Below are 26,269 nucleotides of genomic sequence, written 5' to 3'. Positions count from 1 at the left end.
ATGACGCTTGGTGCTGGCCGATCGCGATGGGGGATCTTTCGGAGATTGCGGTTAATTAAAGGTTAACGCCGTTTAGCATTTTTTAACCCGTGACCGTCGGACAAGCCCCGGCCGGTCGAGCGCGGCGCCACGCCAAGCTGATCGCGCCGGCTGACGTCGCGGCGGAGCCACAGCCGAGCGGCGCGCATCGCCGTCCCGCGACTGGATCGTCGCGCGGACACTGATCCTCATCAGATTCTCGCACCGCAGCAGCGCGCCGATATAGTCCGGATGTCTTAGCCGTCGCGGCACCGGCCGGGCCGGCCGCGCTGCCTGCGGCGGTCCTGCCGCGCCCGGCCGTGACGCCCGCCGCCGGCCCGCACCGCTCGCGACGCCGAAGCGCGCAACGTCATCCCCTGCGATCTGATCCAGCTGCACCATACGATGCGTGCGACCCCGCACAATGCAAGTATTAATTGCGGATTAAAATCGAGTTTCGCCGAGGTGTGCTCGCGCACTTCTTTCATCTGGTCCGGAATTTACATCGGAATCATCGAACGGGATGGAAGCGAATGCCCAACCCGACAGTCCGAACGAGAGGAGAGATCCATGAGAAAGCTTGCGACCGCGACCCTGTTCATGACCATGACGGCGCTGCCGGGTATGGCCCTGGCAGGCGGGGGCGGCGAGGGCAGCCGGATGCCGGCCGGCGGCGCCCATATGAGCAGCTACGTCAACCATCCGAACCACGATCCGCGCTCCCATTACTGGCAGCGCCGCAGCGGCGGCCAGATCCTCGGCGCGCCGATGGTGGTGGACCAGAACCAGCGCGGCCGCGTGCCGGCGAACCCGGTCTGGGCGATCGGCCGCTGATGCCGGGCATCGCCCGCGTCGTCCCGCCGGGCGGGACGACGCGGGCACAGCGCCCCTGACCGCCATGGCCTCAGATCAGTCCTTCCCGGCCAGCCCGGTGACCCGCCTGCCGCTCGCCCTCGCCCTGTCGGGGCTGGCGGGCTGCGCCGACGCGATCGGCTTCCTCGAATTCTCCCAGCTCTTCATGTCCTTCATGTCGGGCAACACCACGCGCTGCGGCGTGGCGACGGCCCATGGGGACTGGGAGAGCGCGATGCGCGTGACCTTCGTCATCGCGCTGTTCTGCTTCGGCGCCTTCCTCGGCACCCTCATCGCGGCCTGGGCGCGGTCGTGGCGGCTGCCGGTCCTGCTGAGCCTCCAGGCCCTGCTCCTCGGAATCGGCCTCGTCATGCCACCGGGCACCCACGCGGTCCCCGTGCAGGCCTACCCGATCGTCCTCGCCCTCGGCATGCAGAACGCGACCCTGCAGGACGAGGCCGGTCGCAGCCTCGCGCTGACCTACGTGACGGGCGCGGTGGTCCGCTTCGGCACCGGGCTCGCCAACCTCATCCTGCACCGGCCCGCGGCGTCGTTCTGGATCCAGGCCCCGCTCTGGGGAGCCCTCAGCACCGGCGCGGTGGTGGGCGGCGCGCTCCAGATCCGGTTCGGCGAGGGCGCCTTCCTGGTCCCGGCCGGCCTCGCGGCGGTGCTGGCGGGGGGCGTGACCATCCTGACGCTTCTCCGGCCGGGCAGTCCGCTCGTCGCCGGAACGGCCCCCGCACCGGATGCCCCGGCGGATTCCCGACTGGTCTCCGTCGTCGGAACCGCGACCTGAGCCTCATTCGCCGCACTGATCGCCGGTCGACGTGATCACCGGCGCGGCGGTGACCATGACGCGAAGCCAGGAAGCTCGGCGGAATGGCCGTGTGCTGTGCTGCCGAGCAGCCTCGGAGGAGATCATGCCGACATTGATCCGCGTCGCGGCCCTCGCCCCGGCGATCCTCGCGGCCGGCGCGGCCTCTACCGGAACCGGCAGCGGGCCCGACACCTCGGATCTCGGCCGGGCGATGCCCCCGGCCGGGGCCCGGCCGCCCGGCGATCGGACCGAGCGCAGGTAGCGGCAGCTCGTCTGGACCGCGTCCTCGACGGCATCTGCGCGGAGGGCCGCTGAGGGCCGCTCAATCCGGCTTGCGGGCGGCGCGGCGCGCCATGGTGGCCATGCCGGCGGGATCCACCGTCTTCTGCCAGCCGCTGCGCCCCTCCGCGAGGCCGTGCAGGCGATAATGGACCAGCGGGTTGATGCCCGCCTCCGCCACGTCCGGATTGGCCGAGAGGTAACCGGAGGTGCTGAACTGGGCGGAGGGGTCGCGCCCCTCCTTCCAGCCGAACTTGAGGTAATGCTCCAGCGGGTCGCAGCCGTGCTCCGCCACGTCCGGATAAGTGGCGAGGTAATAGACCGGGTCGAAGCCGCCCATCGCCCAGCCGGCACGGGATTTAGGCTTGCGGTCGAGGGTCTGCGACGTCATCGGTTCCGTGTCCGTCCGGCAGTTCAGGGAGGCGCGCCCCCGGAAGAACGGGAGCGCTCCCCCACGGGAAGATCCTCGCTGCGGCGCCGCCGATCGTCGTGATCATGCACAGCGAAGCTTCATCGTAAGCGGGAGGCCTCCGGTCCACCAGGGAGCCGGAGGCCGATTCTCTCGTCCGATCTTGCGGCAGCCCGGACCGCCGGACAACGGTGCGGATGGTCGCTTCAGCGGCGACCGCCGACGGCCCGGCGCGGCGGCGTGGCGGTGTTCTCGTCGAAGAGTTCGGCGAGCTTCTCGGTCATCACCCCGCCGAGTTCCTCCGCGTCGATGATGGTGACGGCCCGGCGGTAGTAGCGGGTGACGTCGTGGCCGATGCCGATGGCGAGGAGTTCCACCGGCGAGCGGGTCTCGATCTCCTCGATGATCGCGCGCAGGTGCCGCTCCAGGTAGTTGCCCGGATTGACCGAGAGCGTGGAATCGTCGACCGGAGCGCCGTCCGAGATCACCATCAGGATCCGGCGCTGCTCGGGGCGGCCGAGCAGGCGCTTGTGGGCCCAGTCGAGGGCCTCGCCGTCGATGTTCTCCTTGAGCAGCCCCTCGCGCATCATCAGGCCGAGATTCTTGCGCGCCCGCCGCCAGGGGGCATCGGCGGACTTGTAGACGATGTGGCGCAGGTCGTTGAGGCGCCCCGGGGAGGCCGGCTTGCCCGATTGCAGCCACGCCTCGCGGGACTGGCCGCCCTTCCAGGCCCGGGTGGTGAAGCCCAGGATCTCGACCTTCACGCCGCAGCGCTCGAGGGTGCGGGCGAGGATGTCCGCGCAGGTCGCCGCCACGGTGATCGGCCGGCCGCGCATCGAGCCCGAATTGTCGATGAGCAGCGTGACCACCGTGTCGCGGAAATTGGTGTCCTTCTCCTGCTTGAAGGAGAGGGGCTGGAACGGGTCGGTGACCACGCGGTGCAGGCGGGCCGGATCGAGCTGGCCCTCCTCCAGGTCGAAGTCCCAGGCCCGGTTCTGCTGGGCGAGGAGCCGCCGCTGCAGCCGGTTGGCGAGCCGACCGACGACGCCCTGGAGATGGGCGAGCTGCTTGTCGAGGTAGGAGCGCAGGCGCGAGAGTTCGTCCGCGTCGCAGAGATCCTCGGCGTGGATCACCTCGTCGAACTTCGTGCTGAAGACCCGGTAATCGGGGCCGCGGGGCTCGTTGGCGCGGGGGTTCGGCGGGCGCCAGGATTCGGAGGCCTCCTCGGAATCCGCCTCGTCGGCATCGTCCGGCAATTCGCCCGAGGGCGCGTCGGCGGCCTCGGTCGCGCCCTCGTCGAGGTCGTCGGACGCCTCGTCCGAGACCTCGACCTCGGCCCGGTCGCCCTGGGCCTGCTGCTCGGCCTCGCCCTCGCCGGCCTGCTGCTCGTTCTGCTGCGCGTCGTCCTCGTCCTCGCTCTCGTCGTCCTCGGGATCGAGGGGCGCGTTGTCGGCCATGTCGAGGGAGGTGAGGAGGTCGCGCACCGAGCGCGCGAAGCTGCGCTGGTTCTCGATGCTGCCGAGGAGCCCGTCGAGATTCCGCCCGGCGCGGGCCTCGATGAAGTCGCGCCAGAGATCCACGATGCGGCCCGCGGCCTCCGGCGGCTTCTGCCCGGTGAGGCGCTCGCGCACCATCAGGGCGACCGCGTCCTCCAGCGGCGCGTCGGCGCGGTCGGTGATCTCCTCGTACTTCCCGCCGCGGTGGTAGCGGTCCTCCAGCATGGCGGTCAGGTTCGCGGCGACGCCGGACATCCGGCGCGAGCCGATCGCCTCGACGCGGGCCTGCTCGACCGCGTCGAAGACCGCCCGGGCGGGCGCGCCCTCGGGCGCCATCCGGCGGTGCACGGCGGCGTCGTGGCAGGCGAGGCGCAGGGCCATCGAATCCGCGTGGCCGCGCAGGATCGCCACGTCGGCCGCGGCGAGCTTGCGGGGCGGCTCGGGCAGGCGGGCCTTGTCGGCGGTGAGCGCGGGCCGGTCCGAGGCGAAGGTCACCTCGATCTCGGGCTTGCGGGCGATGGCGCGCAGCGTTCCGGCGAGCGAGCGCTTCAGCGGCTCGGCCACGGGCTCGCGCTTGTCGCCGGGCTTGCGGTTGGAGATGGACATCCGGCTACTTCTTCACGGAGTCGAAATCGAAGGGGCGTTCCAGAAGGTCGTCCCAGGCGTAGGGGCAAGCCCTCGGGAAATCCTCCGGCTGGAGATGGGTCTCGTCGGCGGCCCAGAGCCGGGCCTCCTCGTAGGCATCGGCGAGCGCCGCGTCCCGGCGGGGCTTGAGTCTCGGATTCTCGTCGAGGAGCCGGAGGTAGCGCCGCCGCTGCTCGCGGATCGCGAAGATCCAGCTCGGCGTGCGGTGCTCGGTCTGCTGGTCCCACTTGAGCAGTGCATCACGAGCACCCGCAGGATGCCGTGAAGCCGCGCGACCTGATTGCGGCCCAAGCGCCCGAGCTCCTCGGCGACGTGCTCGGCGTCGACCGCGTCGAAGCGGCCGGCACGGATGAGGGCCGCCTGCTCGCAAGCCCAGGCATAGAGGTCGCGCTCGGAGGCGGCCCGGTCCTCGGCGGGACCGGCCGTGTCGCGCCGCTCCGTGAGAACCGGATCCGCCATGCGCGACACTCCCTCAGCTCAGCGCGACGTTGACCGCGCTCTCGGGCAGCTCCTTGCCGAAGGAGCGCTGGTAGAACTCGGCCACCAGCGACCGCTCCAGCTCGTCGCACTTGTTGAGGAAGGTGACCCGGAACGCGAAGCCGATATCGTTGAAGATGTCGGCGTTCTCCGCCCAGGTGATCACCGTGCGCGGGCTCATCACGGTCGAGAGGTCGCCGTTGATGAAGGCGTTGCGGGTGAGGTCGGCGACGCGGACCATCTTGTTGACGATGTCGCGCCCGCCCTCGCCGCGATAGTGGGTCGCCTTCGACAGGACGATGTCGACCTCGCGGTCGTGCGGCAGGTAGTTCAGGGTGGTGACGATCGACCAGCGGTCCATCTGGCCCTGGTTGATCTGCTGTGTGCCGTGATAGAGGCCCGAGGTGTCGCCGAGGCCGACCGTGTTGGCGGTGGCGAACAGGCGGAAGGCCGGGTGGGGGCGGATCACGCGCTTCTGGTCGAGGAGCGTCAGGCGGCCCGACACCTCCAGCACGCGCTGGATCACGAACATCACGTCGGGGCGGCCGGCATCGTACTCGTCGAAGACGAGGGCGACGTTGTTCTGCAGCGCCCAGGGCAGGATGCCGTCCTGGAAGGCGGTGACCTGCTTGCCCTCCTTGAGCACGATCGCGTCCTTGCCGACGAGATCGATGCGCGAGACGTGGCTGTCGAGGTTGATGCGCACGCAGGGCCAGTTGAGGCGCGCGGCGACCTGCTCGACGTGGGTGGACTTGCCGGTGCCGTGATAGCCCGTGATCATCACCCGGCGGTTCTTCGCGAAGCCCGCCAGGATGGCGAGCGTGGTGTCGCGATCGAAGATGTAATCCGGGTCGAGATCGGGAACGTGCTCGTCGGTCTTGGAGAAGGCCGGCACCTCGAGGTTCGAGTCGATCCCGAACACCTGGCGCACGGACACCTTCATGTCCGGGAGAGCGGGTGGTGTGTCTTCAGCGAGCATAAGGGCCTCGTGGGGGCAGGGGTGCCTCACAGGGGCGGCCCTGCGGATGTCGCGACGGCGCGGGGGTGCCGGCAGGCGCCGTCCTTCCTTATCGGTCTGGGGGAGCCGGCGCAAACGTGCCAACGCCCTTCATATAGGCAGGCCGCCCGCCGTTTCGAGGCCCGCCGCCCGACCGGGATGCGAGAACCGTGCCCGCGCGCCGAATGGCGGTCCTGCGCGCCGGCCTCAGCACAGGCCGGCGGCGCGCAGGGTGTCGTGGGCCCGGATGATGTCGCGCAGCCGGTCCTCGAAGGCGCGGTCGCCGCCATTGGCGTCCGGATGGAAGCGCTTCACCAGCACCTTGTACTGCGCCTTGATGGCGGCGGCATCCGCCCCTTCCTCCAGGCCCATCACGTCGTAGGCCTTGCGCACGGGGGCGGAGTAGCGCGGGCGCGGCGGCTCCGCCTTGGTGGCGCCGCCGCGGTCGGGGGCGACGCCGGCCGAGCGCAGGATGCCGAGGGGATCGACGTAGTCCCAGTCGCGGTTCGCGGATGCCGGCTTCTCGGCCCCGCGGCCGGCCCGGTTGACGCCCATGTTCCAGGTCGGACGGTGGCCGATCACCGCGTCCTTCTGGAAGGCCTGGACGGCTGCGTCGTTCATGCCCGCGAAGTAATTGTAGGAGGCGTTGTACTCGCGCACGTGCTCCACGCAGAAGCGCCAGTACTGGCCCTCCTGCTTGCGGCCCTTCGGGGCGCGGTGCAGCCCCGGCCGGGTGCAGCCCGGCCGCTCGCAGACCGGCCCCTCCGACGCCGCGGCGTCGTCGCAGGTGGGCTTGATGCGGATGCGGTCGAACAGGGGCGAGTTGAGATCCATGGCGGGGCGATTATGAGGGGGCTTCGGCAGGGCACAAGGGCTGCGGGCCTGATGCCGCAGGCGCGCCGGAACGGATTGACACGGGCGGCGCCGGGCCGGGACCTGACCCGAACGGAGGACGGCACCCGATGAGCTTGGGCGATTGGATCAGGACGACGCTGGAGGAGCAGTTGAGGCCGACGGCGCTCAGCGTCGTCGACGAGTCGCATCAGCATGAGGGCCATGCCGGATCGCGGCCGGGCGGGGAAACCCATTTCCGCCTCGATGTGGTGTCGGAGGCCTTCGAAGGGAAGAGCCGCGTGGAGCGTCACCGCCTGGTGAACACGCTCCTCGAAGAGGCCTTCAAGCGCGGCCTTCACGCTCTCGCCCTGCGGGCGCGGACGCCGGCCGAGGCGGCGGCGGCTCCGCGGTGAGCGTGGGCGCCCGCGGCGCGAAGGCGTAGAGGCCCGTGGCGGCGAGCAGGGCGAGACCGAAGGCCACGAACAGGCGGCCGTAGAGCGCCGCCGGGTCGAGGCTCCCCGCGCCGAGCACGAAGGCGGCCGACAGCCCCTGCACGGCGCTCGCCCCGCCCATGAAGACGATGTTCATGACGGACACGCCCCGGCCGAGCAGGTGGGCCGGGAAGAAGCGGCGGGCATGGGCCATCAGGATGGCGTAGCTCAGGCCCGCCGCGCCGACGACGGCGAGGAACGCCACCGCGAGGGCGGCCGAGCGGCCGCCGAGCAGGCCGAGGCCCAGGAAGGCGAGGCCGGTGACGAGGCAGCCGCCCAGCGCCGTGCGCTTGGGGTCGCGCAGGAGGCGCTCCAGGGGGCCGTAGCTGATGGCCCCGAGCGCCATGGCGACGCTCATGGCGAGCGCCCCGTTGCCGCGGGCGAGCGCGTCGAAGCCGTGCACGCTGCCGAGATAGGACCCGACCCAGAGCGAGCGGGTGGCGATCACCACCGCGTAGCTCACGAACACCACGGGGAAGATCAGCCAGAGCGGGCGCATGCTCGCCACGGTGGCGAAGCCCCGCAGGAGCCCGGCCCGGGAGGGATCCGGGACGCGGGCCGGATCGCGGATCAGGGCGAGGATCAGGCCTGCGCTCGCCACCGTCACGGCGGCGAGCCACGCCAGGATCGGCCGCCAGCCATAGGCGTGGGTGGCGAGCGCCAGCGGCGTCGAGCCGAGGAGATCCCCCGCCGTGCCGAGCCCGATCATCACCGAGGAGAGCATGGCAAAGCGCTCGGGCGGGTAGAGCCGGCCGAACAGGTAGAGGCTCCCCATCAGCGCGGGGGCGCAGCCGAAGCCGATCAGCGCCATGCCGGCGAGCGCCCCGGCGAAGCCGCCCGCCGCGGCGAGCCCCCCGGCCCCGAGCGCCGCCAGGGAGAGGAAGCCCGCGACGGTGCGGCGGGGGCCGAGCCGGTCGAGGCAGAGCCCGGTCGGCACCTGCCCCACCGCGAAGGCGGCGAACCACGCCGCGGAGAGCAGCGCGAGGTCGGAGGCGGAGAGGCCGAGGTCGCGCCCGAGATCCGGCGCCACCATGGCGAGGAAGCCGCGGTCGAACTGGCTGATCGTGTAGGCGAGGAGGAGGACCAGGAAGGCCGTCACGGCGGCACCGCACTCCGGAGGTGCAGGGGAGAGCGCGGGATCCGTCTCCCGGGAGACGGATCCCGCGGATCGCGCCGCGCTACTTGATGCGCTCCAGCACGCTCACGTAGTTCGCCACCGCGACGCCGCCCATGTTGAACACGCCGGCCAGCGTCGCCCCCGGGATCTGCATGCCGCCGGCCTCGCCGCAGAGCTGCATCGCCGAGAGGGCGTGCATCGAGACGCCCGTGGCGCCGATCGGATGGCCCTTGGACTTGAGGCCGCCGGAGGGGTTCACCGGCAGGCGCCCGTCCTTGCGCGTCCAGCCCTCGCGGATCGCGTCGGCGCCGCGCCCCTCGGGGGTGAGCCCCATCGCCTCGTATTCGATGAGTTCCGCCACCGTGAAGCAATCGTGCGTCTCGACCAGGGAGAGGTCGCCGAGGGTGATGCCGGCCCGGGCGAGCGCCTGCGACCACGCCGCCGCGCAGCCCTCGAAGCGCAGCACGTCGCGCTTCGACATCGGCAGGAAGTCCTGGGCATGGGCGGTGGCGCGGAAGGCCACGGCGCGGCGCATGCGCAGGGCCGTCTCGGTATCGGCGAGCACGATCGCGGCCGCGCCGTCCGAGACGAGCGAGCAATCGGTGCGCTTGAGGGGACCGGCGACGATCGGGTTCTTCTCGGATTCGGTGCGGCAGAACTCGAAGCCGAGATCCTTGCGCATCTGCGCGTAGGGATTGGCGACGCCGTTCTGGTGGTTCTTGGCGGCGATCATCGCCAGCGCGTCGGACTGGTCGCCGTGACGCTGGAAGTAGCGGGCGGCGATGCCCCCGAACACGCCCGCGAAGCCCGCCGGCGTGTCGCCGTCCTCCGGCAGGTAGGAGGCCTTGAGCAGGTTGGCGCCGATCTCGCGGCCGGGCGTGCGGGTCATCTGCTCGACGCCGACCACCAGCACCACGCGGGCGTGGCGCGCCTCGATGCTCTTGATGCCCTGATGCACCGCCGCCGAGCCGGTGGCGCAGGCATTCTCGACCCGGGTCGCGGGCTTGAAGCGGAAGCCGTCATCGGCCTGGAGCACCAGCGAGGCGGTGAAGTCCTGGGGCGAGAAGCCGGCGTTGAAATGGCCGAGCACGATCTCGTCCACCTCGGAGGCCGCGATGCCGGCATGGGCCAGCGCCTCGCCGGCGGCGCGCACCACGAGGCTCTCGACGGTTTCCGTGTCGTGCTTGCCGAACGGCGTGTGGCTCCAGCCGACGATGCAGGCGGTCATGATTCTTCTCCTCCCTGGGCCGGTCGGGCCGGCCGTTGTCGTTCCGTTGTGCGCGAGGGAGAGCGGGCGCACAAGCGCGTGTCAGGCAGCCCTGAACCGCGCGTAGCCCGCTTCGCGCAGCTCGCAGGCCGGGCAGGTGCCGCAGCCATGGCCCCAGGCGTGGCGCGCCCCGCGCTCGCCGAGATAGCAGGTGTGGCTGTCCTCGACGATGAGGTCCACCAGCGCCTCGCCGCCGAGATCCCGGGCGAGACGCCACGTCGCGGCCTTGTCGATCCACATCAGCGGCGTGTGCAGCACGAAGCGTCGCTCCATGCCGAGGTTGAGCGCCACCTGCAGGGCCTTGATGGTGTCGTCCCGGCAATCCGGATAGCCCGAGTAATCGGTCTCGCACATGCCGCCGACGATGTGGCGCAGGCCCCGCCGGTAGGCGAGGGCCGCCGCGAAGGTCAGGAAGACGAGGTTGCGGCCCGGCACGAAGGTGTTGGGCAGGCCGCTCGCCTCGTACGCGATGGCGCCGTCGCGGGTGAGGGCGGTCTCCGAGATGTCGCCGAGCACGCCGAGCGGCAGGGTGTGGTCCTCCCCGAGCCGCGCCGCCCATTCGGGCTTCAGCGCCGCGAGGCCGGCCCGCAGCTGCGCGCGGCAATCGAGCTCGACCCGGTGGCGCTGGCCGTAATCGAAGCCGAGGGTCTCGACCCGCCCGAAGCGGTCGAGGGCCCAGGCGAGGCAGGTGGTGGAATCCTGGCCGCCGGAGAACAGCACCAGCGCGCCCTCGCTCGTCTCCATGGTCCTCGTCTCCCGGCGGCAGGCCTCCGCTGGACCGCAGCCATCCGGTCGGGCGGTCCGGAGGCCGGTCAGTTCCCCGTATACTCGGCCCAGGACATGGGCGTCTCGAACACCTTCACCGCGGCGAGCGCCGGCAGGGACGGCCGGGCGCGGTTCCAGATCCAGACCGCGATGTGCTCGGCGGTCGGGTTCTCCAGGCCCGGGAGATCGTTGAGGCAATGATGGTCGAGTTCGGCGAGGAGCGGCGCGAAGGCCGCTTCGACGTCGTAGAAATCCACCACCCAGCCGGTCTGCGGATCCACCGGCCCGTCGAGGGTCAGCTCCACCCGGTAGGAATGGCCGTGCATGCGGCGGCAGCGGTGGGTCTCGGGCACGTTCGGCAGCCAGTGGGCGGCCTCGAACGTGAAGGCCTGGGTGATCTTCATCGGTCGACACTGAGGAATGGCGCGCGACGCGCGGTCGAGAGCCCCATAGCACCGCAGGCCCGTCCGGCGGAACTGCGGGGCGCGGTCAGGGGATCCCGATCATCTTGTGGGTCTGGACGCTCAGGCGCCAGCGGGCGTCGCGCAGGCAGTAATCGACGGCGGCCCGCGTGTTGGCGAGCCGGTCCGGCCCGTCCATCGGCTGCAGGAAGAAGTGCCGGAAATCGAGCCCGGCGACGTCCTCGGGCGCCAAGCCCGCCTGCGGATAGACCAGTTTCAGCTCGTCGCCGCGGGTGAGTCGCAGCGGCGCACCGGATTTCGGGCTCACGCAGATCCAGTCGATCCCCTCCGGGGCCGCTTGCGTGCCGTTGGTCTCCACCGCCGAGGTGAAGCCGCGGGCGCGCACGGCCGCGAGCAGGGGCGCGTCGAGCTGGAGCAGGGGCTCGCCCCCGGTGAAGACGACGTAACGCCCTTCCGCGCCGCCGCGCCACGTCGCCGCGATCGCCCCCGCGAGGGCCTCCGCATCGGCGAAGCGCCCGCCGCCCTCGCCGTCGGTGCCGACGAAATCGGTGTCGCAGAACCGGCAGACGGCCTGCGCCCGGTCGGCCTCGCGCCCGCTCCACAGGTTGCAGCCGGCGAAGCGGCAGAACACGGCGGAGCGTCCGGCCTGGGCGCCCTCGCCCTGCAGGGTGTGGAACATCTCCTTGACGGCGTAGCTCATCGGAACTCCGGAGCCCGGCGCGCGATCGGGGCGGAACGCGCCGGGCAGGCTTCGCCCTGCCAGATGGGGAGGGGGCGGCGCAACCGCATCCTCGCGGCGCGCTTGTCCCCGCGGGGCCGCCGCGCGCCCGGCGCAGGGCTGTGGACGGGGTGTGGAGGGCTCCGGCGCGCGCCGGCTGCCATGCTGCCGCCACGGTGCGCGCGTTGATGCGAGGCAGAGCGGCGCTGTCAAAAGCGTCGCCATTGCCCTAAACTGAAGGTCCGTCGTCCATGGGGTGCCTGAAGGGCGGCGCGGTTCATCCGGAACCGCGGGGGCGCCACGTGGCGGGATGGGCCCGACGGGGATGCGACTGATGACCAAACCTGCACCGCTCGCGCGGCTGCTCGGGCGTTTCGCCGGCCTCGCCGCGCTGCTGGCGGCGGGCGCCGCCGGCGCCGTCACCCAGCCGATGCTGGTGGTCGACGTGGATTCCGGCAAGGTGCTCTACAGCCAGGCCGCGACGGATCCCTGGTACCCGGCCTCGATCACCAAGCTGATGACCACCTACGTGGCCCTCGACCTGGTCCGACAGGGCCGGGCCTCGATGGACCAGCTCATCACCATCTCGCCCCAGGCCGCCGCCGAGCCGCCCTCCAAGATGGGCTTCAAGCCGGGCACGCAGCTCACCCTCGACAACGCCCTCAAGATCATCATGGTGAAGTCGGCCAACGACGTCGCCTGGGCGATCGGCGAGAGCCTCGCGGGCTCGGTCGACAACTTCGCCGTGCTGATGAACGAGACCGCCCAGCGGCTCGGCATGCGCGAGAGCCGCTGGTTCAACCCGAACGGCCTGCCGGATCCGCGGCAATGGACCTCGGCCCGGGACATGGCGGTCCTCGGCCGCGCGATCCTGCGCGACTTCCCCGACAACCGCGACCTGTTCTCGATCTCGGCGATCCAGTTCGGCCGGGCGGTGATGCCCAACCACAACGGCCTGCTCGGGCGCTACGCGGGCGTCGACGGGATGAAGACCGGCTTCATCTGCTCGGGCGGCTTCAACGTGGTGGCGAGCGCGACCCGCAACGGGCGGCGGATCATCACCGTGGTGATGGGCCAGCCCACCGCCCGCGAGCGCGACCTGAAGACCGCCGACCTGTTCGATTACGGCTTCGGGCAGAGCGGCCTCGGCTGGGGCGGCACCACGCTCGCCGAGCTGCCGCCCTCGCAGGCCGCCGCACCGCCCGACATGCGGCCCTACATCTGCGACAAGCGCCGGCCGATGCCGACGGATTCCGATTCCTCGGCCGTGACGGCGAGTTCCAACAACGACACCACGGCGGCCCAGCTCCTGGGCGCCAGCGCGCCGCCCTCCGCCGCGCTCGCCTTCGCGACGATGAGCAGCGCGGCGCTGAAGGGGCGCACGCTGCCGCCGCGGGCGCCGCTTCAGCCCGTCCTGGTCTGGGTCGGCCGCGACCCGGCCGAGAGCGCGATCGCCGCGGTGGACGAGCCCGAGGCGAAACCCGCACCCGCGCCGCGCGTGAAGGCCGCCAAGGCGAAGCCCGCGCCCGCCCCGAGCCGCGCCATCGCCAAGACCGGCGCGACGGTGCCGCAGCCCAAGCTCCTCGCCCGCGGCCGCGGCGCCACCCCGGCTTCCGCCACGGCCTTCGCCCCGCCCCCGCACAGCCCGGTGATCGCGGGCGAGGGCAAGGGCGCCAAAACTCCGGCCGCCGACACTCCGGCCGCCAAGGCTGCGACGACCAAGGCTGCGGCGACCAAGGCCTCGGCGAAGCCCGCCCCGAAGCCGGCGGCCAAGCCCGCCGCCAAGCAGGCGAAGGACGAGAAGCCCAAGGCCGTCGCCGCGAAGCAGAAGAGCAACTGACCGGCGGGGCGCGGCCGCGCCGGCACGACCTTCCGGTCCATGCAAGAAGGGGCGCAGCGAGAGCTGCGCCCCTTCTTGCATGTCATCCGATTTCCCGTTGATGGCTCGGCGATGGCCGAGGCCCTCGCATCGCGATGCGGAAACCGGCTTCGCTCACCTGCCGGGCGGGCTCGTGAAACGGTTTCCGGACGTGATCTTCCGAAAACCGTATCACGACTCTCCCGCCGTTCGGCCGGGCCCGCGCCTCACGCGTGACCCGGGTAATCCGCGTCGAGCACGAAGGGGAACGGCCCCGGATAGCGCTCCACATAGGCCATGTGCGAGACGAGGCCGGTCTCGGGCGCGTAGCGGTGGAGCTGGAAGGCCGGGGGCTCCAGCACGAGGCCGCTCTCCCGGCCGGAGGTCAGGTCGAGGGCGACCTGATGCGTCACTCCCGGGGCCACCTGGGCGATGGTGCCCGCGTAGCGGACCTGGATCGGCCGGTGGTGGTGGCCGCACAGGATCCGCTCCACGTTGCGGTGCCCGTCGATGATCGCCCGGAAGCGCGCCTCGCCGTCGAGGAGCCGGATCCGGTCCATATCCTCCATCCCGCAGGCGAAGGGCGGGTGGTGCATGAACACCACCGTCGGCCGGTCGCCCCCCGTCGCCAGCGCCTCCTCCAGGAAGGCGAGGCGCCGCTCGCACAGGGCACCGTGGCTCGCGCCCGGCACCAGCGTGTCGAGGGCGATCAGGCGCACCGGCCAGTCCTCGACCACGTACTGGACGAAGTCCTCCGCCGCCTCCGGCAGCCAGGCGGCGGGCAGGCCGGCGCGCAGGGCCTCGCGCCGATCGTGGTTGCCCGGCACCACGAAGACCGGGATCGGCAGCCGGCCGAGGAGGCCGCGCAGGAGCGCGTATTCCTCGGACAGGCCGCAATCCGCGAGATCGCCGGTCACCAGCACCACGTCGGGGCGGGGCTGGAGGGCGATGAGCGCGTCGATGGCGCGCTCCGCCAGCATGGTGGTCTCCGAGACCCGGTAGGCCGGCAGGCCGCGCGGGCGCACGTGCAGATCGGTGATCTGGGCGATCAACATCGGGCTCACTCCGCCCCCGGCAGGTGCAGGGCCGTGTCCTCGACGTAGGGGCGCATGATCGCGTCCGCAGCCTTCTGGGCGGCGACGAGCGCCTCCTTGGGCTGACGCTTGCCGGAGAGCACCGCCTGGATCTCGTCCTCGATCGCCTTGCGCACCGGCACCGTGCGGTAGGTGGCGAACCAGGGCTTGGCGTTGGCGAGCTGGTCGACGGCGATCTTGGCGTCCGGGTTCTTCTCCAGGAAGGCCTTCATGTCGGGCAGGTCGTAGGCGGCACGGTTCGGCGCGAAATAGCCCGTGATCCGGCTCCAGCGGCCCGAGACCTCGGGCGAGGTCAGCCACTGGATCAGGGTCCAGCTGTCCTTGCGCATATCGGGGGAGAGGCCGGTGGGCTGGACCAGCGAGGCGCCGCCGATCGGCACCGCCTGGCGCACGTTCATCGGCACGAAGGCGACCCGGAACGGGAACTTGGCGTTCTCGCGGATGAAGGTGAGAGAACCCGTCGAGAGGATCATCATGGCGGACTGGCCGGCCATGAACGAGGCCGTGACCGCCGGGCCCTTCTGCTCGCCGGCCGGATGCACCTTGGCCTTGTGCACGAGATCGGACCAGAAGGTGAGGGCACCGAGCGTGGAGGGCGCGTCGTAATAGACCTCGCCGCCGTATTCCTCGTTGTACCAGCGCCCGCCATTCGACATGGTCAGGGCTTCGAGGATCCAGCCCGCGTAATCGTAGCTCGACGGCAGCGTGACGCCCCAGCGCGTGACCCGGTCGCCCTCGCGCTTGGTCAGCTTGCGGGCGGCGGTCGTCAGTTCCTCCCAGGTCCGCGGCGGCTTGTCGGGATCGAGCCCGGCCTCCTTGAACTGCTCGACATTGTAGTAGAGCAGGGGAGTCGAGTTGTGGAACGGCACCCCGTAGACCTTGCGGTCGACGATGGCGTTGGGGTGCAAAGCCGGGAAGAACTGGTTCATGAAGGCTTCGGGCGTGCTTCCCCCGGCCTGGATCAGGTCGTCGAGCGGCGCGATCTCGCGCTCGATGGCGAGGTCGGTGAGGAAGTTCGCCGACATGATGACCACGCCCGGCGGCTTGCCGGCCTTGATGGCGGCGCGGGTCTTCAGCAGCGTGTCGTCGTAGGAGCCGGTGAAGACCGGGGTGACCTTGGTGCCCGGATGGGAGTCGTTGAACTCCTTGATCAGGCCCGTCATGCTCTTGGCGAGCGCCCCGTCGACGGGAACCGGGAAAAACAGGTCGAGGTCGGCGGCGCGCGCGCTGGCGACGCTGCCCACGAGGAAGACGGCCGCGGCACGCGCAACCTTCCGCCATAGGGTCATGGTGTGATCCTCTTCTTACTTGAGGCCGGAGGCCAGGAAGCTGTTCACGAAGCGACGTTGGAACAGCAGGAAGGCGACGAGCAGCGGCGTGCTCACGATGAGCGTGCCGGCGGCGATCACGCCCCAGGCCTGGGTGCCCTCGGCGCTGAGCGTGAAGCTCGCGAGGCCCAGGGTCAGGGGGCGGCGGTCGGGGGAGTTGATCACGATCAGCGGCCAGACGAACTCGTTCCAGTGCGTCGTGACCGAGACGATCGAGAAGGCGATCAGCGTGGGCTTGGTCAGCGGCAGGTAGACGTGGCGGATCACCTGCCACCAGCGCGCGCCGTCGATGGCCGCCGCGTCCTCCAGTTCCCGCGGCACCTCGCGGAAGCTCTGGCGCAGCAGGAAGGTGCCGAAGGCGGTGGCGCAGTAGGGCGCCATCACGCCCGGCAGCGTGTCGTAGAGGCCGAGCGCCGCCACCGTCTTCAGGTTGGGCACCAGCAGCACCACCGGCACCAGCATGAGCTGGATCAGGAAGGCGTAGAACAGGAGCGTGCGGCCCGGGAAGTCGAGCCGGGCGAAGGCGTAGGCGGCGAGCGAGGCGGTGACGAGCTGCACCGCCAGGATGCCGGCGCAGAGCAGGACCGTGTTGAGGGCGTGGAGCGGGAATTCCGCCGAGGCCCAGGCCTCCGCGAGGTTGGCGAGGCTCGGCAAAGCCGAAGGCACCAGCGAGGCCATGCTGCCGGCCGGCCCTCCCGGGGGGCGCAGCGTCGCCACGAGCATCCAGGCGAAGGGAACGGCCCAGATCAGCCCGAGCAGGAGGGTCGCCGCGCGCCCGAGGCGCGGGGAGAGTTCGCGGGTCACCGCTGCTCCTCCTGCCGGTGCTCGACCCGCCGCAGCGAGGTCGCCGTGAGCCCGATCAGCATTGCCAGCGTCACCACGGTGGCGGCGGCGGCCTTGCCGGCGTCGTAGCGCTCCACGGCCTGCTCGTAGATGTAGAACAGGAGGAGCTTGGTGGCGTCGGAGGGCCCGCCCTTGGTGAGCACGAAGACGTGGTCCACCTGCGTCACCACGTTAAGGAGCGCGATGACGAGCACGAAGGCGATGGTCGGGCGCAGGGCCGGCAGGGTGACGAAACGCAGGCGCTGCCAGGGCCCGGCCCCATCGAGGAGCGCGGCCTCGCGCGTCTCGGCCGGGATCGCCTGCAGGCCGGCGAGGAAGAACAGCATGTAGTAGCCGGCGTTCTTCCACACCGTGAGCACGCTGATCGAGATCAGCGCGAGGTCCGGGTCACCGAGCCAGTTCGCGCCGGAGAGCCCGAGCTTGGCGAGGTGGTAGTCGATGAGGCCGAGCCCGGGCAGGAACAGGAACAGGAAGAGCGAGGCCGCCGCGACGAGGGGGATCAGCACCGGCAGGAAGAAGATCGCGCGCAGGATCGCGGTGAGCCGCCCGCCGCCGTCGAGGGCGAGCGCGAAGCCGAGCGCCAGGACGAGGCTCGGGACGACCGTCAGCAGCGCGTAGAGGCCGGTATGCAGGAGCGAGGCGGCGAAGACCGGATCGGCTGCGAGCGCGGTGAAGTTGTCCAGGCCGACGAAGCGGGTGCCGCGCCGCGACACGGTGTGCGTGGCGTCCCACAGAACCTGGACCACCGGCCAGTAGGTGAACAGGGCGAGGAAGGCGAGCGACGGCGCCAGGAGCCCGAACGGCAGCAGCGCGCGTCCGGAGAACCGGACCGGGCGCACGGCCTGGGGGGCGAGCACCGGGGAATGGTCGAGGGCGTGGGACAAGGAATTCCGCCGAGAGGGTCAACGACGCCCTCATCGGAGGGTTTCGTGACAGGCGGATGAAGCTTCGCAACGAACGTTGTGCGTTGCAGCAACGCGATGCACAACGGCGTCGATCAATCATGGCGGGTCTACTGGTTGCATCCGCCGCTGGTTGCATCGCCTATCGGGCAGACAACCAGCCCTAACCTTCCCTGAGGCTCACCCGCATCGGCATCCCCTCGGCGGGCCGGAGCGTGATGCGCTGCTTGAGGGTCGGCACGAAGCCCGGGGCGAGGCGGAAGCGCAGCGCACGGATCAGCACCGCCAGGACCGCCACGGATTCCATCAGCGCGAAGCTCATGCCGATGCAGACGCGCGGTCCCGCGCCGAAGGGGAGGTAGGCGTAGCGGTCGCGGGCCTTCACGGCCTCGGGCGCGAAGCGGTCCGGATCGAAGCGGTCCGGGTCCTGCCACAGGAGGGCGTGGCGGTGGATGGCGTAGATCGGCACCGCCACGGGGGTGCCGCGCGCCACCCGGCGGCCCCCGATCTCGACATCCTCGAGGGCGGCCCGCACCACCACCGGGGCGGGCGGGTAGAGCCGCATCGCCTCCTGGACGGTCTGGCGGGTATAGGCCAGGGCCTCGACATGGCCGGGCTCCACGGGACCGCCTCCGGTCACCGCCTCGACCTCGGCCACCACCCGCGCCTCGACCGAGGGGTGCAGGGCGAGCAGGTAGAGCGTCCAGGCGAGGGCGAGGGCGGTGGTCTCGTGCCCGGCGGTGACGAAGGTCAGCAGGTTGTCGGCCACGTCGCGGTCGTCCATGGCCTGTCCCGTCTCCGGGTCGCGGGCGGCGACGAGGAGGCTCAGGAGGTCGTCGCGGCCCTCCACGCCGATGCGCCGCCGCTCGGCCACGAGGCGCAGGAGTTCGTCGCGCAGGTAGGTGCGGGCCCGCTCCGAGCGGGCCCGGCCCGGGAAGGGCATCCAGGCGGGCGCCCGCAGGAGCGTCATCGCGAAGATCCAGCTCGTGGATTCGAGATAATCGGTGATGCCCTGCTCGACCCGCGCCACGTCGATCCGGCCGTCGCCCGACAGCATCGTGGCGACGATGATCGCGAAGGTGGTGCGCATCATCACGGGCGCGAGGTCGGTCTCGGCCTCCGGTGGCGCGCCACGCGCCAGGGCATCGCGGGTGCGCTCGGCCGCCGCGATCATCGCCGGCAGGAAGCGCATGATGCGCTCGTTGCGGAAGATCGGCGCCGCGGCCCGGCGCTGCCAGCGCCAGCGCGCCCCGTCCGCGGTCAGGATCGCGTCGCCGAGCGCCGGCGAGAGCGCGCGCCGCAGCACCTCGGACTTCTCGAAGGACTCCGCCTGATCGACCAGCACGGCGCGCACCAGCGCCGGGTCCATCACGAAGAGGGTCTCGCGGCCGAGGAAGGAGGAGGTGTAGACCGGGTCCCGGTAGACCGCCCGGGGCCACGCCTCGATGGGATTGCGCACGATGGTGCGGATGAGGCGAAAGGGACCCAGGGGCGTCTCGGGCGGCACCAGGCGCGCCGTCGTCGGTCGCTCCACCGGGAGCGTCGTATGCGCGTTCATGCCTCGCCCGTTCCTTCCGCGCCCAGCGGCGCGCTCCCAAGGTCGGGACGGCGCGGGCCGGCATCAAGGATGGGCGGCCTCCGGGCTTTGACGCAGGATCGGGGGCGACCTGGGCAGGAGCGTGGCCGGACCCGAGAAACGGATGGCCCGAAGCGGCGTTGATGCTCCGCGCCGCCGATGGCGCCCGGAGATCCGCCATGCAACCCGCCATCGACCGCGCGAGCCTCGACCGCCTGATCGCCCGGGGCCGCGCGCAGGGCCAGCTGACCACGGAGGACCTGCGCCGCGATCTGCCGATCAGCGGCATGAGCCCGGACGCCATCGCGCTCCTGCTGGTCGAACTGGAGGAGGCCGGGGTCCCGGTGGAGCTGGAGGAGGAACTGCTGGCGCCGGGCCGGCCGGTGCGGTCCGCGCTGCCGCCCGCCGCCGCCCTGCCGCGGCAGCGCGAAGCGGCCGCAGGGCCGCCGCCGGCCGCCACCGCGAGCACGAGCGCGACCGCGGCGCATGGCGCCGCCGCGCCGTCGCCCGCGGCCACCGAAGCGGACAAGGCCGTCATCCTCGCGGGGATCGTGGCCGTGGCCGTCGGGCTCCTCATCGCCGTCGCGCTCGGCCACTGAACCCGCCGCGAGGAGCCCCCATGACGGACACCGCCTATCGCTTCGGCATCGAGGAGGAGTTCTTCCTCGCCGATGCGGGGACCTGCGGCACCCCGGGCGAGGCGATGGCGGGCTTCCACGCCGCCGCCCGCGCCCTGCTCCCCGCCGCCGAGCGGGAATTGCTGCAGAGCCAGATCGAGATCGCCTCGCCGCCGAGCACCGGGATCGCCGAGGCCCGCGCGTCGCTCGGGGGCCTGCGCCGGGGACTCGCCGAGATCGGGCGGGTGCACGGGCTCCTCGTCTTCGGGGCCGGCACGCACCCCACCGCCGCCTGGGAGCGCCAGCGGCCGACCGACGGCGCGCGCTACGAGGCTATCCTCGACGCGGTGCGGATGGTCGGGCGGCGCAGCGTGGTGAGCGGCCTGCACGTCCACGTGGAGGTGGCGCGGCCGGAGGCGCGCGTCGCGCTGATGAACCGGCTCACGCCCTTCCTGCCGGTGCTGCTGGCGCTGTCGGTCTCCTCGCCGTTCTGGCAGGGACGCCCGACCGGGCTCGCCGGCTACCGCCTCAGCGCCTTCGGCGAGATGCCGCGGACCGGGGTGCCGGACCTGTTCTCCGGACCGGAGGCCTATGAGCGCTACGTGCGGGTGATGGTGCAGGCCAGGGCGATCGCGGATGCGAGCTTCCTGTGGTGGCACCTGCGCCCCTCGGTGCGCTATCCGACCCTCGAATTGCGCGTCTGCGACAGCTGCACGCGGCTGGAGGACGCGCTCGCCATCGCGGCCCTCTACCGCTGCCTCGTGCGCTGCACCGAGCGCCGCCCGGACCTCAACGCCGATCTCGACGGCGTTTCGCGGGCCCTCGCCCGCGAGAACCTGTGGCGGGCGCAGGCGGACGGGATCGCGGCCGCGCTGATCGACGAGGCGGCGGAGCGCGCGGTGCCGTTCCCCGAGGCGCTCGAGGCGGTCCTCGCCCTCGTCGCCGAGGATGCGGAGGCCCTCCACTGCCCGGAGGCCCTCGACGGGCCGCGCCGGATCCTCCGCGAGGGCACCAGCGCCGACCGGCAGCGGGCGCTGTACGCGGCGGCGCGGGAGGGCGGTGCGCCGGAGGTGGAGGCGGTGGCGGCCGTCGTGCCGGCGCTCGCCCGGGAGACGGAGGGCCGGGAGGCGCCGTGACCGGCGATCCCCCGCCTGCGAACCGGGGCTTGCCCTGAGGCCCGCCTCACGCCCGCAGGCTCGCCAGCGCGGGCGTCACCACGTAGTGCGCGAGCGGGATGACGAGGGCCCCGACCACGAGGCCGAGCACACCCGACAGGGCCGCCGTCACGATCCACTCCACCGCGGCCTCGGCCACCGGCACCGCCGCGGCGGCCACCTGCGCCGCGTGGGCGATCGCATGGCCGGGGATCGTGACGCCGAAGCCTTCCAGCCCGTGCACGATGATGCCGCCGCCGACCCAGATCATCGCTGCCGTGCCGACGACGCCCAGCGCGCGCAGGAGCACCGGCGTGCCGCGCACCAGGCCGCGCCCGATCCCCCGGGTCAGGGGCGACAGGGCCCGGTCGAGGCCGGTCGCGGGACCGGAGGGCGTGCGCAGGCCGAACCACGACGAGGCTGGGCGCCCCTGCCGCGCCAGAGCGAGCCCGACATCGTCCGCCTTCACGATCAGCGCCACCACCCCGTAGACCAGGGCGGTGATGCCGATGCCGACCGCGGCGAGGACGAAGATCTGCGTGAAGAGTCCGGCCTGCGCCACCGTCGCCAGGGTGAGCGCCATGATCTCCGCCGAGAGGATGAAATCGGTCTTGATGGCGCTGCCCACCTTCGCGTCCTCGAGAGCCCTCGGGTCACGCGGGGCAGGCTCCTCCGCCGCGCCGTGGCCCGCATGCGGCCAGAGGGCCTCGACCACCTTCTCGGCCCCTTCGAAGCAGAGATAGACCCCGCCGGCCATCAGAAGCGGCGTGACCAGCCAGGGCGCCACGAAGCTCAGCACCAGCGCGCCGGGCAGCAGGAACAGGAGCTTGTTGCGCAGGGAGCCGAGCGCGATCTTGCCGATGATCGGCAATTCCCGGGAGGCGGAGAGCCCCGTGACGTAGCGGGGCGTCACCGCCGTGTCGTCGATGACCACCCCGGCCGCCTTGGCGCCGGCGCGGGCGGCCTGCGAGGCGGCATCGTCGAGCGAGGCCGCCGCCAGCTTGGCGAGGCCCGCGATGTCGTCGAGGAGAGCGATCAGGCCAGTTGCCATGGGATCCCAAGCAGGTTTCGCAAACGTGGTCGCCGGTTTCGCAGCAGCGGTTGCCGGACGAGAACCCGCGGCGCGGCGAAGCGTTCGGCAGGCCCGGGGTCGGGGTGAGAGATCACCGAGATAGGGCCCGGGCGGGGCCGATGGAAGCCACGCTGCGGCAGCGGGCAAGCCGCGCTCAGCTCCCGTCGAGGCGCCGGCCGGCCTCGCCGTAGCCGAGGGCGGCGGCCCGGCGGTTCACGATGCCGAGCCGGAGGGTGGTGCGCTCCAGGTCGTCGATGGCGGCGAGGAGGCGATCCCGGGCCGGCCCGACCCGCTCGGGTTCGGTGTCGGGCGGCGTTTCGGCGAAGTCGACCGCCGTGGTCAGCACCCGGTCGCGCGCATCCTCGATCCGCGGATCCCGCTCCACGTGCCCGCGCACATCCGCGTCCCAGGCCCGGATCACCGCCCAGGGCAGGGCGTCGGGCTCCAGCACGCCCGGATGGGTGACGGCCCGCTCCCGGGCCGCGGCGGCGGCCTCCCGGATCAGGCTGGTGAGCTTCATCTCCATACCGGTCTCCCGAGCAGGTTTCGGACCAGCCTCCCGCGGCCGGATCCCCGAGGCGTCACCGCCCCGGCGCACCCTCGTCCCGGCCCGGCGGGCTCGGCTCCGGCTTGCCCGCGAGGGCGGCATCGTAGCCGGCGAGCCACTGGGCACCGGCCTCGGTGTCGGCGGCGTAGGGACAGGCCTCGCGGGCGAGGCCCTTGCGCGGCGCGTAGTAGCCGAGGGCGTAATGGTCGATGGCATCGTCCGGCACGGCATGCATGGTCGGTCTCCTCGCGTCTCGTCGGCCGCGGGCCGTCGCCGGCCGCGGACGGTCGGGTAACGCCTGCGGGCGGCCGACCGCCGCATCGTGCCGGCTGGGGAACGCTCCGCCACCCGTGGCGATTGGTCGAACATGCCGCATCCTCGCTGGACCGCCTCCGACATCCCACCCCAGGCCGGCCGGCTCGCCATCGTCACGGGTGCCACGAGCGGCATCGGCTACGAGGCGGCCCTCGCCCTCGCGCGGGCCGGGGCGCGGGTCGTGCTCGCCGCCCGCGACGCGGCCAAGGCGGAGCGCGCGATGGCGGCGATCCGCCGGGTTCACGCCGCCGCCGACCTCGTCGCCCGGCCCCTCGACACGGCGAGCCTCGCCGCCGTCCGGGCCTTCGCCCGGCGCTGGCAGGAGGAGGGCGGCGTCATCGACATCCTTCTCCTGAACGCCGGCATCGCCGCCGTGCCGCAGCGGGAGGAGACCACCGACGGGTTCGAGCGCCAGCTCGCCACCAACTATCTCGGCCACTTCGCCCTGACGGGGCTGCTCCTGCCCTGGCTGCGGGCCGCGCCCGCCGCCCGGATCGTCCCGGTGGCGAGCCTCGCCCACCGGCAGGCGCGCCTGCATTTCGACGACCTGCAGAGCCGCCGCTCCTACGGCAGCCAGGATGCCTATCGGCAATCGAAGCTCGCCATGCTGATGTTCGGGCTCGAACTCGACCGCCGCCTGAGCGCCGCCGGGCTGACGGCCCAGGCGATCCCGGTCCATCCCGGCATCGCCCGCACCGACATCTTCCGGCGCGGCGACCGGGCGGGCGCCGTGCAGCAGCTCGCCGGTCGCGCCATCTTCGGGCTGATCGGCCAGAGCGCGGCGCAGGGCGCCCTGCCGCTCCTCTACGGCGCGACCGCCCGCATGGCGCAGGGCGGCGCCTATTACGGCCCGGACGGCCTCTGGGAGGCGCGGGGTTCTCCGGCCCCGGCCCGCATCGCCCCGCAGGCCCTCGACCGCGCGGCCGCGGAGCGGCTGTGGCGGGTCTCCGAGGAGCTGACCGGCGTCGCATACGGGTTCTGATACCGGCGGTCATGTCCAAGTGACCGCCGGTTGCGTTCTCGGACCTTCGCCAAGTCTCTGACTTGGTGTCGAGAATTCGAGATGGCCTACCGGACCGAGGCGTCGGCATCCCGGGCCGTTGGCATGATCCGTGCCGGGAGCGGGACCATGCCCGCTCGCCGTCATCCCGGGGGGCAGGGCCCCGGCGGCCTCAGCGCGCGGCCGGCTTGCCCGCCACCTTCGGCTTGTTGGGCTTCGGCTTCTTCCACGATGGCCGCCGCCGGGCTTTCGTCGCCATGATGCGCTCCCTTGAGGTTGGGCAAACCCAGGTAGGGCGCCCGAGCGGTCCGGCGAGCCCGGACCTCCCTCACGCCTCGGCCGCCTCCAGCTCCCCGCTCAGGGCGAGCCAATCCTCCTCGGCGGTGGCGAGCGCGGTCGCGGCCTCGGCCCGCATCCGGGCGAGGTCGCCGGCCTTGGCCGGGTCGGTGCGGAAGGCGGTTCCGTCCTCGAGCGCCGCGTCGATCTTGGCGATGGCGTCGGAGAGCTTGGCCATCCGCGCCTCCACCGCCTCCAGCCGCTTGCGCAGGGGCGCGAGCGCCGCGCGCCGCTCGGCGTTGCTGCGCCGCTCCACGGCCCTCGCCCCGCCGGTGGCCTCGGTGGAGCGCGGCGTCTCCGGCTCCGGCCCGGCGAGGACCAAGCGGCGGTAATCGTCCATGTCGCCGTCGAAGGGCTTCACGCTGCCGTTCGACACCAGCCAGAGCCGGTCGGCGCAGGCCTCGACCAGGAAACGGTCGTGGCTCACCAGGATCACCGCCCCCTCGTAGTCGTTGATCGCCTCGACGAGCGCCTGACGGCTCTCGATGTCGAGGTGGTTGGTCGGCTCGTCGAGGATCAGCAGATGGGGGCCGCCGAAGGCCGCGAGCCCCATCAGCAGGCACGCCTTCTCGCCGCCCGAGAGCTGCGCCACCGGCGTGTCGGATTTCTGGCCCGGGAAGCCGAGCCGGGCGGCGGCGGCCCGCACCTTCGATTCGGGAGCATCCGGCATCAGGTCGCGCACATGCGCGTAGGCGCTCTCGGCCGGGCGCAGTTCGTCGAGCTGGTGCTGGGCGAAATAGGCGACCTCCATCTTGCCGGAGCGGCGCAGCTCGCCCGAGACGGGCGCGAGCCGCCCGCCGATCAGCTTGCAGAAGGTCGACTTGCCGTTGCCGTTGGCGCCGAGCAGGGCGACGCGGTCGTCGGGGGCGAGCGTCAGGTTGACGCCCGACAGCACGATGCGCTCGCCGTAGCCCGCCGCCACGCGCTCCATGGCGACGAGGGGCGGCGAGAGCGGCCGCGGCGGGCTCGGCAGGTGGATCACCGGCGCCTCGTCCTCGATGAGCGCGGCGATGGGCTCCATCTTGGCGAGGCGCTTCATGCGCGACTGCGCCTGCCGCGCCTTGGTGGCCTTGGCCTTGAAGCGGTCGATGAAGCTCTGGAGGTGGGCGCGCTCGGCTTCCTGCTTGGCCCGGGCCTTGACCTGGAGGATGCGCTTCTCGGCGAGCTGGCGCGCGAAGGAGGTGTAGCCGCCCCGGTAGAGGGCGAGCTGGCCGCGGTCGAGGTGGAGGATGTGGTCCACGCTCGTGTCGAGCAGGTCGCGATCGTGGCTGATGATGATCGCGGTGCGCGGGTAGCGCTCCAGATAGTCGTAGAGCCAGAGCGTGCCCTCGATATCGAGGTAGTTGGTCGGCTCGTCGAGAAGGAGCAGGTCGGGCTCGGAGAACAGCACGGCGGCGAGAGCCACGCGCATGCGCCAGCCCCCCGAGAAGGCCGAGCAGGGGCGCGCCTGCGCGGCCGCGTCGAAGCCGAGGCCGTGCAGGATCGCGGCGGCGCGCGCGGGTGCCGAGTGCGCGTCGATGTCGACGAGGCGGGTCTCGATCTCGGCCCGGCGCAGGCCGTCGGCGGTCTCGGCCTCCGCCAGCAGGCGGCTGCGCTCGGTGTCGGCGGCGAGCACGACCTCGTGCAGGGTCTCGGGTCCGGCCGGCGCCTCCTGGGCGACGCCGCCGATGCGGGTGCCCTTCGGCAGCGAGATGGTGCCGCCCTCCGTGGCGATCTCGCCCTGGATCAGGCGGAACAGGGTGGTCTTGCCCGCCCCGTTGCGGCCGACGAGGCCGACCCGCGCGCGGTCGGGGATGGAGAAGCCGGCGCGGTCGAGGATCAGCCGCTCGCCGATCCGGTAGGTGAGGTCGTTGACACGGAGCATGGCCGGTCTTGTGCGGATTGTGCCGGGCGGTGGCAAGGGCAGAGAGCGATCCTCGCTCCGATGCGACGTTCCTGCGGGTCTGCCTCTCTGCCGCCCGGCGGCTCACTGTCTTGTCGGCCTGATCCGCCAGGGAAGCCCGAACACCCTTGCTTAACCAAG

The 26,269-nt window shown here is 72.0% G+C and carries 27 protein-coding genes and 1 pseudogene; 9 read left to right on the top strand and 19 right to left on the bottom strand.

What is annotated here, in order from left to right:
* Window positions 1-588: 588 nt before the first annotated feature.
* The 3 genes from ACE101_RS26845 (at window position 589) to ACE101_RS26835 (ending at window position 1,949) form a co-directional block, all read left to right on the top strand.
* Window positions 589-852 (top strand): hypothetical protein, encoded by a 264-nt coding sequence (locus ACE101_RS26845; protein ID WP_379136309.1) that lies wholly within the window; start codon window positions 589-591, stop codon window positions 850-852.
* Window positions 853-916: 64 nt separating this feature from the next.
* Window positions 917-1,666, top strand: coding sequence for a YoaK family protein (locus ACE101_RS26840; RefSeq protein WP_379136307.1), 750 nt, complete (start codon window positions 917-919; stop codon window positions 1,664-1,666).
* 124 nt (window positions 1,667-1,790) lie between these two features.
* Window positions 1,791-1,949, top strand: a complete 159-nt coding sequence (locus ACE101_RS26835) for a hypothetical protein (RefSeq protein ID WP_379136304.1) — start codon at window positions 1,791-1,793, stop codon at window positions 1,947-1,949.
* Window positions 1,950-2,009: 60 nt separating this feature from the next.
* Here the strand turns inward: ACE101_RS26835 and ACE101_RS26830 are convergent, their stop codons facing one another.
* The 3 genes and pseudogenes from ACE101_RS26830 to ACE101_RS26820 all read right to left on the bottom strand — a co-directional run bounded on the left by ACE101_RS26830 (window position 2,010) and on the right by ACE101_RS26820 (window position 4,867).
* A complete protein-coding gene (locus tag ACE101_RS26830; RefSeq protein WP_379136302.1) occupies window positions 2,010-2,357 on the bottom strand; it encodes a hypothetical protein in 348 nt (115 codons plus the stop codon).
* Window positions 2,358-2,581: 224 nt separating this feature from the next.
* Entirely contained in the window at window positions 2,582-4,477 is a 1,896-nt protein-coding gene (cobT, locus tag ACE101_RS26825) for a cobaltochelatase subunit CobT (RefSeq protein ID WP_379136299.1), read from the bottom strand.
* A gap of 4 nt (window positions 4,478-4,481) precedes the next feature.
* Window positions 4,482-4,867, bottom strand: a pseudogene (locus tag ACE101_RS26820) (DUF29 domain-containing protein).
* Between ACE101_RS26820 and ACE101_RS26815 the strand changes: the two are divergent.
* Window positions 4,778-5,008: a hypothetical protein gene (locus ACE101_RS26815; protein WP_379139076.1), complete on the top strand. Its 231-nt coding sequence runs from the start codon at window positions 4,778-4,780 to the stop codon at window positions 5,006-5,008. The pseudogene ACE101_RS26820 and the gene ACE101_RS26815 overlap by 90 nt on opposite strands.
* Here the strand turns inward: ACE101_RS26815 and cobS are convergent.
* On the bottom strand, window positions 4,989-5,972 hold the full coding sequence (gene cobS, locus ACE101_RS26810; protein ID WP_379136296.1) for a cobaltochelatase subunit CobS: 984 nt from the start codon (window positions 5,970-5,972) through the stop codon (window positions 4,989-4,991). The two genes, ACE101_RS26815 and cobS, sit on opposite strands and share 20 nt — an antisense overlap.
* A 225-nt stretch (window positions 5,973-6,197) precedes the next feature.
* Window positions 6,198-6,824, bottom strand: coding sequence for a J domain-containing protein (locus ACE101_RS26805; RefSeq protein ID WP_379136293.1), 627 nt, complete (start codon window positions 6,822-6,824; stop codon window positions 6,198-6,200).
* Window positions 6,825-6,952: 128 nt separating this feature from the next.
* On the opposite strand from ACE101_RS26805, the gene ACE101_RS26800 reads away from it, so the two are divergent.
* The gene (locus tag ACE101_RS26800) at window positions 6,953-7,237 is read left to right on the top strand and encodes a BolA family protein (protein ID WP_379136290.1); all 285 of its coding nucleotides are present in this window, start codon (window positions 6,953-6,955) and stop codon (window positions 7,235-7,237) included.
* Here ACE101_RS26800 and ACE101_RS26795 read toward each other — a convergent pair.
* From ACE101_RS26795 to queE, 5 genes are all read right to left on the bottom strand, one after another.
* Window positions 7,167-8,414, bottom strand: a complete 1,248-nt coding sequence (locus ACE101_RS26795; protein WP_379136287.1) for an MFS transporter — start codon at window positions 8,412-8,414, stop codon at window positions 7,167-7,169. The genes ACE101_RS26800 and ACE101_RS26795 overlap by 71 nt on opposite strands.
* 79 nt (window positions 8,415-8,493) lie before the next feature.
* Window positions 8,494-9,660: an acetyl-CoA acetyltransferase gene (locus tag ACE101_RS26790; protein ID WP_379136285.1), complete on the bottom strand. Its 1,167-nt coding sequence runs from the start codon at window positions 9,658-9,660 to the stop codon at window positions 8,494-8,496.
* 81 nt (window positions 9,661-9,741) lie between these two features.
* The gene (gene queC, locus ACE101_RS26785) at window positions 9,742-10,443 is read right to left on the bottom strand and encodes a 7-cyano-7-deazaguanine synthase QueC (RefSeq protein WP_379136282.1); all 702 of its coding nucleotides are present in this window, start codon (window positions 10,441-10,443) and stop codon (window positions 9,742-9,744) included.
* Window positions 10,444-10,511: 68 nt separating this feature from the next.
* Window positions 10,512-10,868: a 6-carboxytetrahydropterin synthase QueD gene (gene queD, locus ACE101_RS26780; RefSeq protein WP_379136279.1), complete on the bottom strand. Its 357-nt coding sequence runs from the start codon at window positions 10,866-10,868 to the stop codon at window positions 10,512-10,514.
* Window positions 10,869-10,953: 85 nt separating this feature from the next.
* Window positions 10,954-11,586, bottom strand: coding sequence for a 7-carboxy-7-deazaguanine synthase (queE, locus tag ACE101_RS26775; RefSeq protein WP_379136277.1), 633 nt, complete (start codon window positions 11,584-11,586; stop codon window positions 10,954-10,956).
* 352 nt (window positions 11,587-11,938) lie between these two features.
* Here queE and ACE101_RS26770 point away from each other — a divergent pair, with 352 nt between their 5' ends.
* Window positions 11,939-13,444: a D-alanyl-D-alanine carboxypeptidase family protein gene (locus ACE101_RS26770; protein WP_379136275.1), complete on the top strand. Its 1,506-nt coding sequence runs from the start codon at window positions 11,939-11,941 to the stop codon at window positions 13,442-13,444.
* A gap of 245 nt (window positions 13,445-13,689) precedes the next feature.
* Here the strand turns inward: ACE101_RS26770 and ACE101_RS26765 are convergent, their stop codons facing one another.
* The 5 genes from ACE101_RS26765 to ACE101_RS26745 all read right to left on the bottom strand — a co-directional run bounded on the left by ACE101_RS26765 (window position 13,690) and on the right by ACE101_RS26745 (window position 19,187).
* Window positions 13,690-14,517: a phosphodiesterase gene (locus ACE101_RS26765; protein WP_379136273.1), complete on the bottom strand. Its 828-nt coding sequence runs from the start codon at window positions 14,515-14,517 to the stop codon at window positions 13,690-13,692.
* A gap of 5 nt (window positions 14,518-14,522) precedes the next feature.
* A complete protein-coding gene (locus ACE101_RS26760) occupies window positions 14,523-15,845 on the bottom strand; it encodes an ABC transporter substrate-binding protein (protein ID WP_379136270.1) in 1,323 nt (440 codons plus the stop codon).
* 15 nt (window positions 15,846-15,860) lie between these two features.
* Complete coding sequence (locus ACE101_RS26755) at window positions 15,861-16,688, bottom strand: carbohydrate ABC transporter permease (protein ID WP_379136267.1); 828 nt, start codon at window positions 16,686-16,688, stop codon at window positions 15,861-15,863.
* On the bottom strand, window positions 16,685-17,611 hold the full coding sequence (locus ACE101_RS26750) for a carbohydrate ABC transporter permease (protein WP_379136265.1): 927 nt from the start codon (window positions 17,609-17,611) through the stop codon (window positions 16,685-16,687). The genes ACE101_RS26755 and ACE101_RS26750 overlap by 4 nt, the downstream gene beginning before the upstream one ends.
* 181 nt (window positions 17,612-17,792) lie before the next feature.
* Complete coding sequence (locus ACE101_RS26745) at window positions 17,793-19,187, bottom strand: cytochrome P450 (protein WP_379136261.1); 1,395 nt, start codon at window positions 19,185-19,187, stop codon at window positions 17,793-17,795.
* Between the two features lie 197 nt (window positions 19,188-19,384).
* Between ACE101_RS26745 and ACE101_RS26740 the strand changes: the two genes are divergently transcribed.
* The gene (locus tag ACE101_RS26740) at window positions 19,385-19,804 is read left to right on the top strand and encodes an RNA polymerase sigma factor region1.1 domain-containing protein (RefSeq protein ID WP_379136258.1); all 420 of its coding nucleotides are present in this window, start codon (window positions 19,385-19,387) and stop codon (window positions 19,802-19,804) included.
* A gap of 20 nt (window positions 19,805-19,824) precedes the next feature.
* A complete protein-coding gene (locus ACE101_RS26735) occupies window positions 19,825-20,958 on the top strand; it encodes a carboxylate-amine ligase (protein WP_379136255.1) in 1,134 nt (377 codons plus the stop codon).
* Window positions 20,959-21,004: 46 nt separating this feature from the next.
* Here the strand turns inward: ACE101_RS26735 and ACE101_RS26730 are convergent, their stop codons facing one another.
* The 3 genes from ACE101_RS26730 to ACE101_RS26720 all read right to left on the bottom strand — a co-directional run bounded on the left by ACE101_RS26730 (window position 21,005) and on the right by ACE101_RS26720 (window position 22,830).
* Window positions 21,005-22,027: a DUF808 domain-containing protein gene (locus ACE101_RS26730; RefSeq protein WP_379136252.1), complete on the bottom strand. Its 1,023-nt coding sequence runs from the start codon at window positions 22,025-22,027 to the stop codon at window positions 21,005-21,007.
* Between the two features lie 175 nt (window positions 22,028-22,202).
* A complete protein-coding gene (locus tag ACE101_RS26725) occupies window positions 22,203-22,574 on the bottom strand; it encodes a hypothetical protein (RefSeq protein WP_379136250.1) in 372 nt (123 codons plus the stop codon).
* 55 nt (window positions 22,575-22,629) lie between these two features.
* Window positions 22,630-22,830, bottom strand: coding sequence for a ribosome modulation factor (locus ACE101_RS26720; RefSeq protein ID WP_379136247.1), 201 nt, complete (start codon window positions 22,828-22,830; stop codon window positions 22,630-22,632).
* A gap of 132 nt (window positions 22,831-22,962) precedes the next feature.
* On the opposite strand from ACE101_RS26720, the gene ACE101_RS26715 reads away from it, so the two are divergent.
* Window positions 22,963-23,892: an oxidoreductase gene (locus ACE101_RS26715; RefSeq protein WP_379136245.1), complete on the top strand. Its 930-nt coding sequence runs from the start codon at window positions 22,963-22,965 to the stop codon at window positions 23,890-23,892.
* A gap of 346 nt (window positions 23,893-24,238) precedes the next feature.
* Here the strand turns inward: ACE101_RS26715 and ACE101_RS26710 are convergent, their stop codons facing one another.
* Window positions 24,239-26,110 carry an ABC-F family ATP-binding cassette domain-containing protein gene (locus tag ACE101_RS26710; protein WP_379136242.1) on the bottom strand — a complete coding sequence of 624 codons (1,872 nt, stop codon included), beginning with the start codon at window positions 26,108-26,110 and terminating at the stop codon, window positions 24,239-24,241.
* Between the last annotated feature and the right edge of the window lie 159 nt (window positions 26,111-26,269).

This window comes from Methylobacterium carpenticola, assembly GCF_042748905.1.
Classification (GTDB): domain Bacteria; phylum Pseudomonadota; class Alphaproteobacteria; order Rhizobiales; family Beijerinckiaceae; genus Methylobacterium; species Methylobacterium carpenticola.
This window is presented reverse-complemented; position numbering and strand designations above follow the sequence as displayed.

Bases quoted from the DNA above. Each gene is read 5' to 3' on its own strand.
- ACE101_RS26710 (WP_379136242.1), bottom strand. From the start codon at position 26,110: ATGCTCCGTGTCAACGACCTCACCTACCGGATCGGCGAGCGGCTGATC.
- ACE101_RS26765 (WP_379136273.1), bottom strand. From the start codon at position 14,517: ATGTTGATCGCCCAGATCACCGATCTGCACGTGCGCCCGCGCGGCCTG.
- ACE101_RS26845 (WP_379136309.1), top strand. From the start codon at position 589: ATGAGAAAGCTTGCGACCGCGACCCTGTTCATGACCATGACGGCGCTG.
- ACE101_RS26835 (WP_379136304.1), top strand. From the start codon at position 1,791: ATGCCGACATTGATCCGCGTCGCGGCCCTCGCCCCGGCGATCCTCGCG.
- ACE101_RS26760 (WP_379136270.1), bottom strand. From the start codon at position 15,845: ATGACCCTATGGCGGAAGGTTGCGCGTGCCGCGGCCGTCTTCCTCGTG.
- ACE101_RS26740 (WP_379136258.1), top strand. From the start codon at position 19,385: ATGCAACCCGCCATCGACCGCGCGAGCCTCGACCGCCTGATCGCCCGG.
- ACE101_RS26830 (WP_379136302.1), bottom strand. From the start codon at position 2,357: ATGACGTCGCAGACCCTCGACCGCAAGCCTAAATCCCGTGCCGGCTGG.
- ACE101_RS26805 (WP_379136293.1), bottom strand. From the start codon at position 6,824: ATGGATCTCAACTCGCCCCTGTTCGACCGCATCCGCATCAAGCCCACC.
- ACE101_RS26790 (WP_379136285.1), bottom strand. From the start codon at position 9,660: ATGACCGCCTGCATCGTCGGCTGGAGCCACACGCCGTTCGGCAAGCAC.
- cobT (WP_379136299.1), bottom strand. From the start codon at position 4,477: ATGTCCATCTCCAACCGCAAGCCCGGCGACAAGCGCGAGCCCGTGGCC.
- ACE101_RS26840 (WP_379136307.1), top strand. From the start codon at position 917: ATGGCCTCAGATCAGTCCTTCCCGGCCAGCCCGGTGACCCGCCTGCCG.
- queE (WP_379136277.1), bottom strand. From the start codon at position 11,586: ATGAGCTACGCCGTCAAGGAGATGTTCCACACCCTGCAGGGCGAGGGC.
- queC (WP_379136282.1), bottom strand. From the start codon at position 10,443: ATGGAGACGAGCGAGGGCGCGCTGGTGCTGTTCTCCGGCGGCCAGGAT.
- ACE101_RS26715 (WP_379136245.1), top strand. From the start codon at position 22,963: ATGCCGCATCCTCGCTGGACCGCCTCCGACATCCCACCCCAGGCCGGC.
- ACE101_RS26720 (WP_379136247.1), bottom strand. From the start codon at position 22,830: ATGCATGCCGTGCCGGACGATGCCATCGACCATTACGCCCTCGGCTAC.
- ACE101_RS26745 (WP_379136261.1), bottom strand. From the start codon at position 19,187: ATGAACGCGCATACGACGCTCCCGGTGGAGCGACCGACGACGGCGCGC.
- queD (WP_379136279.1), bottom strand. From the start codon at position 10,868: ATGAAGATCACCCAGGCCTTCACGTTCGAGGCCGCCCACTGGCTGCCG.
- ACE101_RS26735 (WP_379136255.1), top strand. From the start codon at position 19,825: ATGACGGACACCGCCTATCGCTTCGGCATCGAGGAGGAGTTCTTCCTC.
- ACE101_RS26770 (WP_379136275.1), top strand. From the start codon at position 11,939: ATGACCAAACCTGCACCGCTCGCGCGGCTGCTCGGGCGTTTCGCCGGC.
- cobS (WP_379136296.1), bottom strand. From the start codon at position 5,972: ATGCTCGCTGAAGACACACCACCCGCTCTCCCGGACATGAAGGTGTCC.
- ACE101_RS26800 (WP_379136290.1), top strand. From the start codon at position 6,953: ATGAGCTTGGGCGATTGGATCAGGACGACGCTGGAGGAGCAGTTGAGG.
- ACE101_RS26725 (WP_379136250.1), bottom strand. From the start codon at position 22,574: ATGGAGATGAAGCTCACCAGCCTGATCCGGGAGGCCGCCGCCGCGGCC.
- ACE101_RS26730 (WP_379136252.1), bottom strand. From the start codon at position 22,027: ATGGCAACTGGCCTGATCGCTCTCCTCGACGACATCGCGGGCCTCGCC.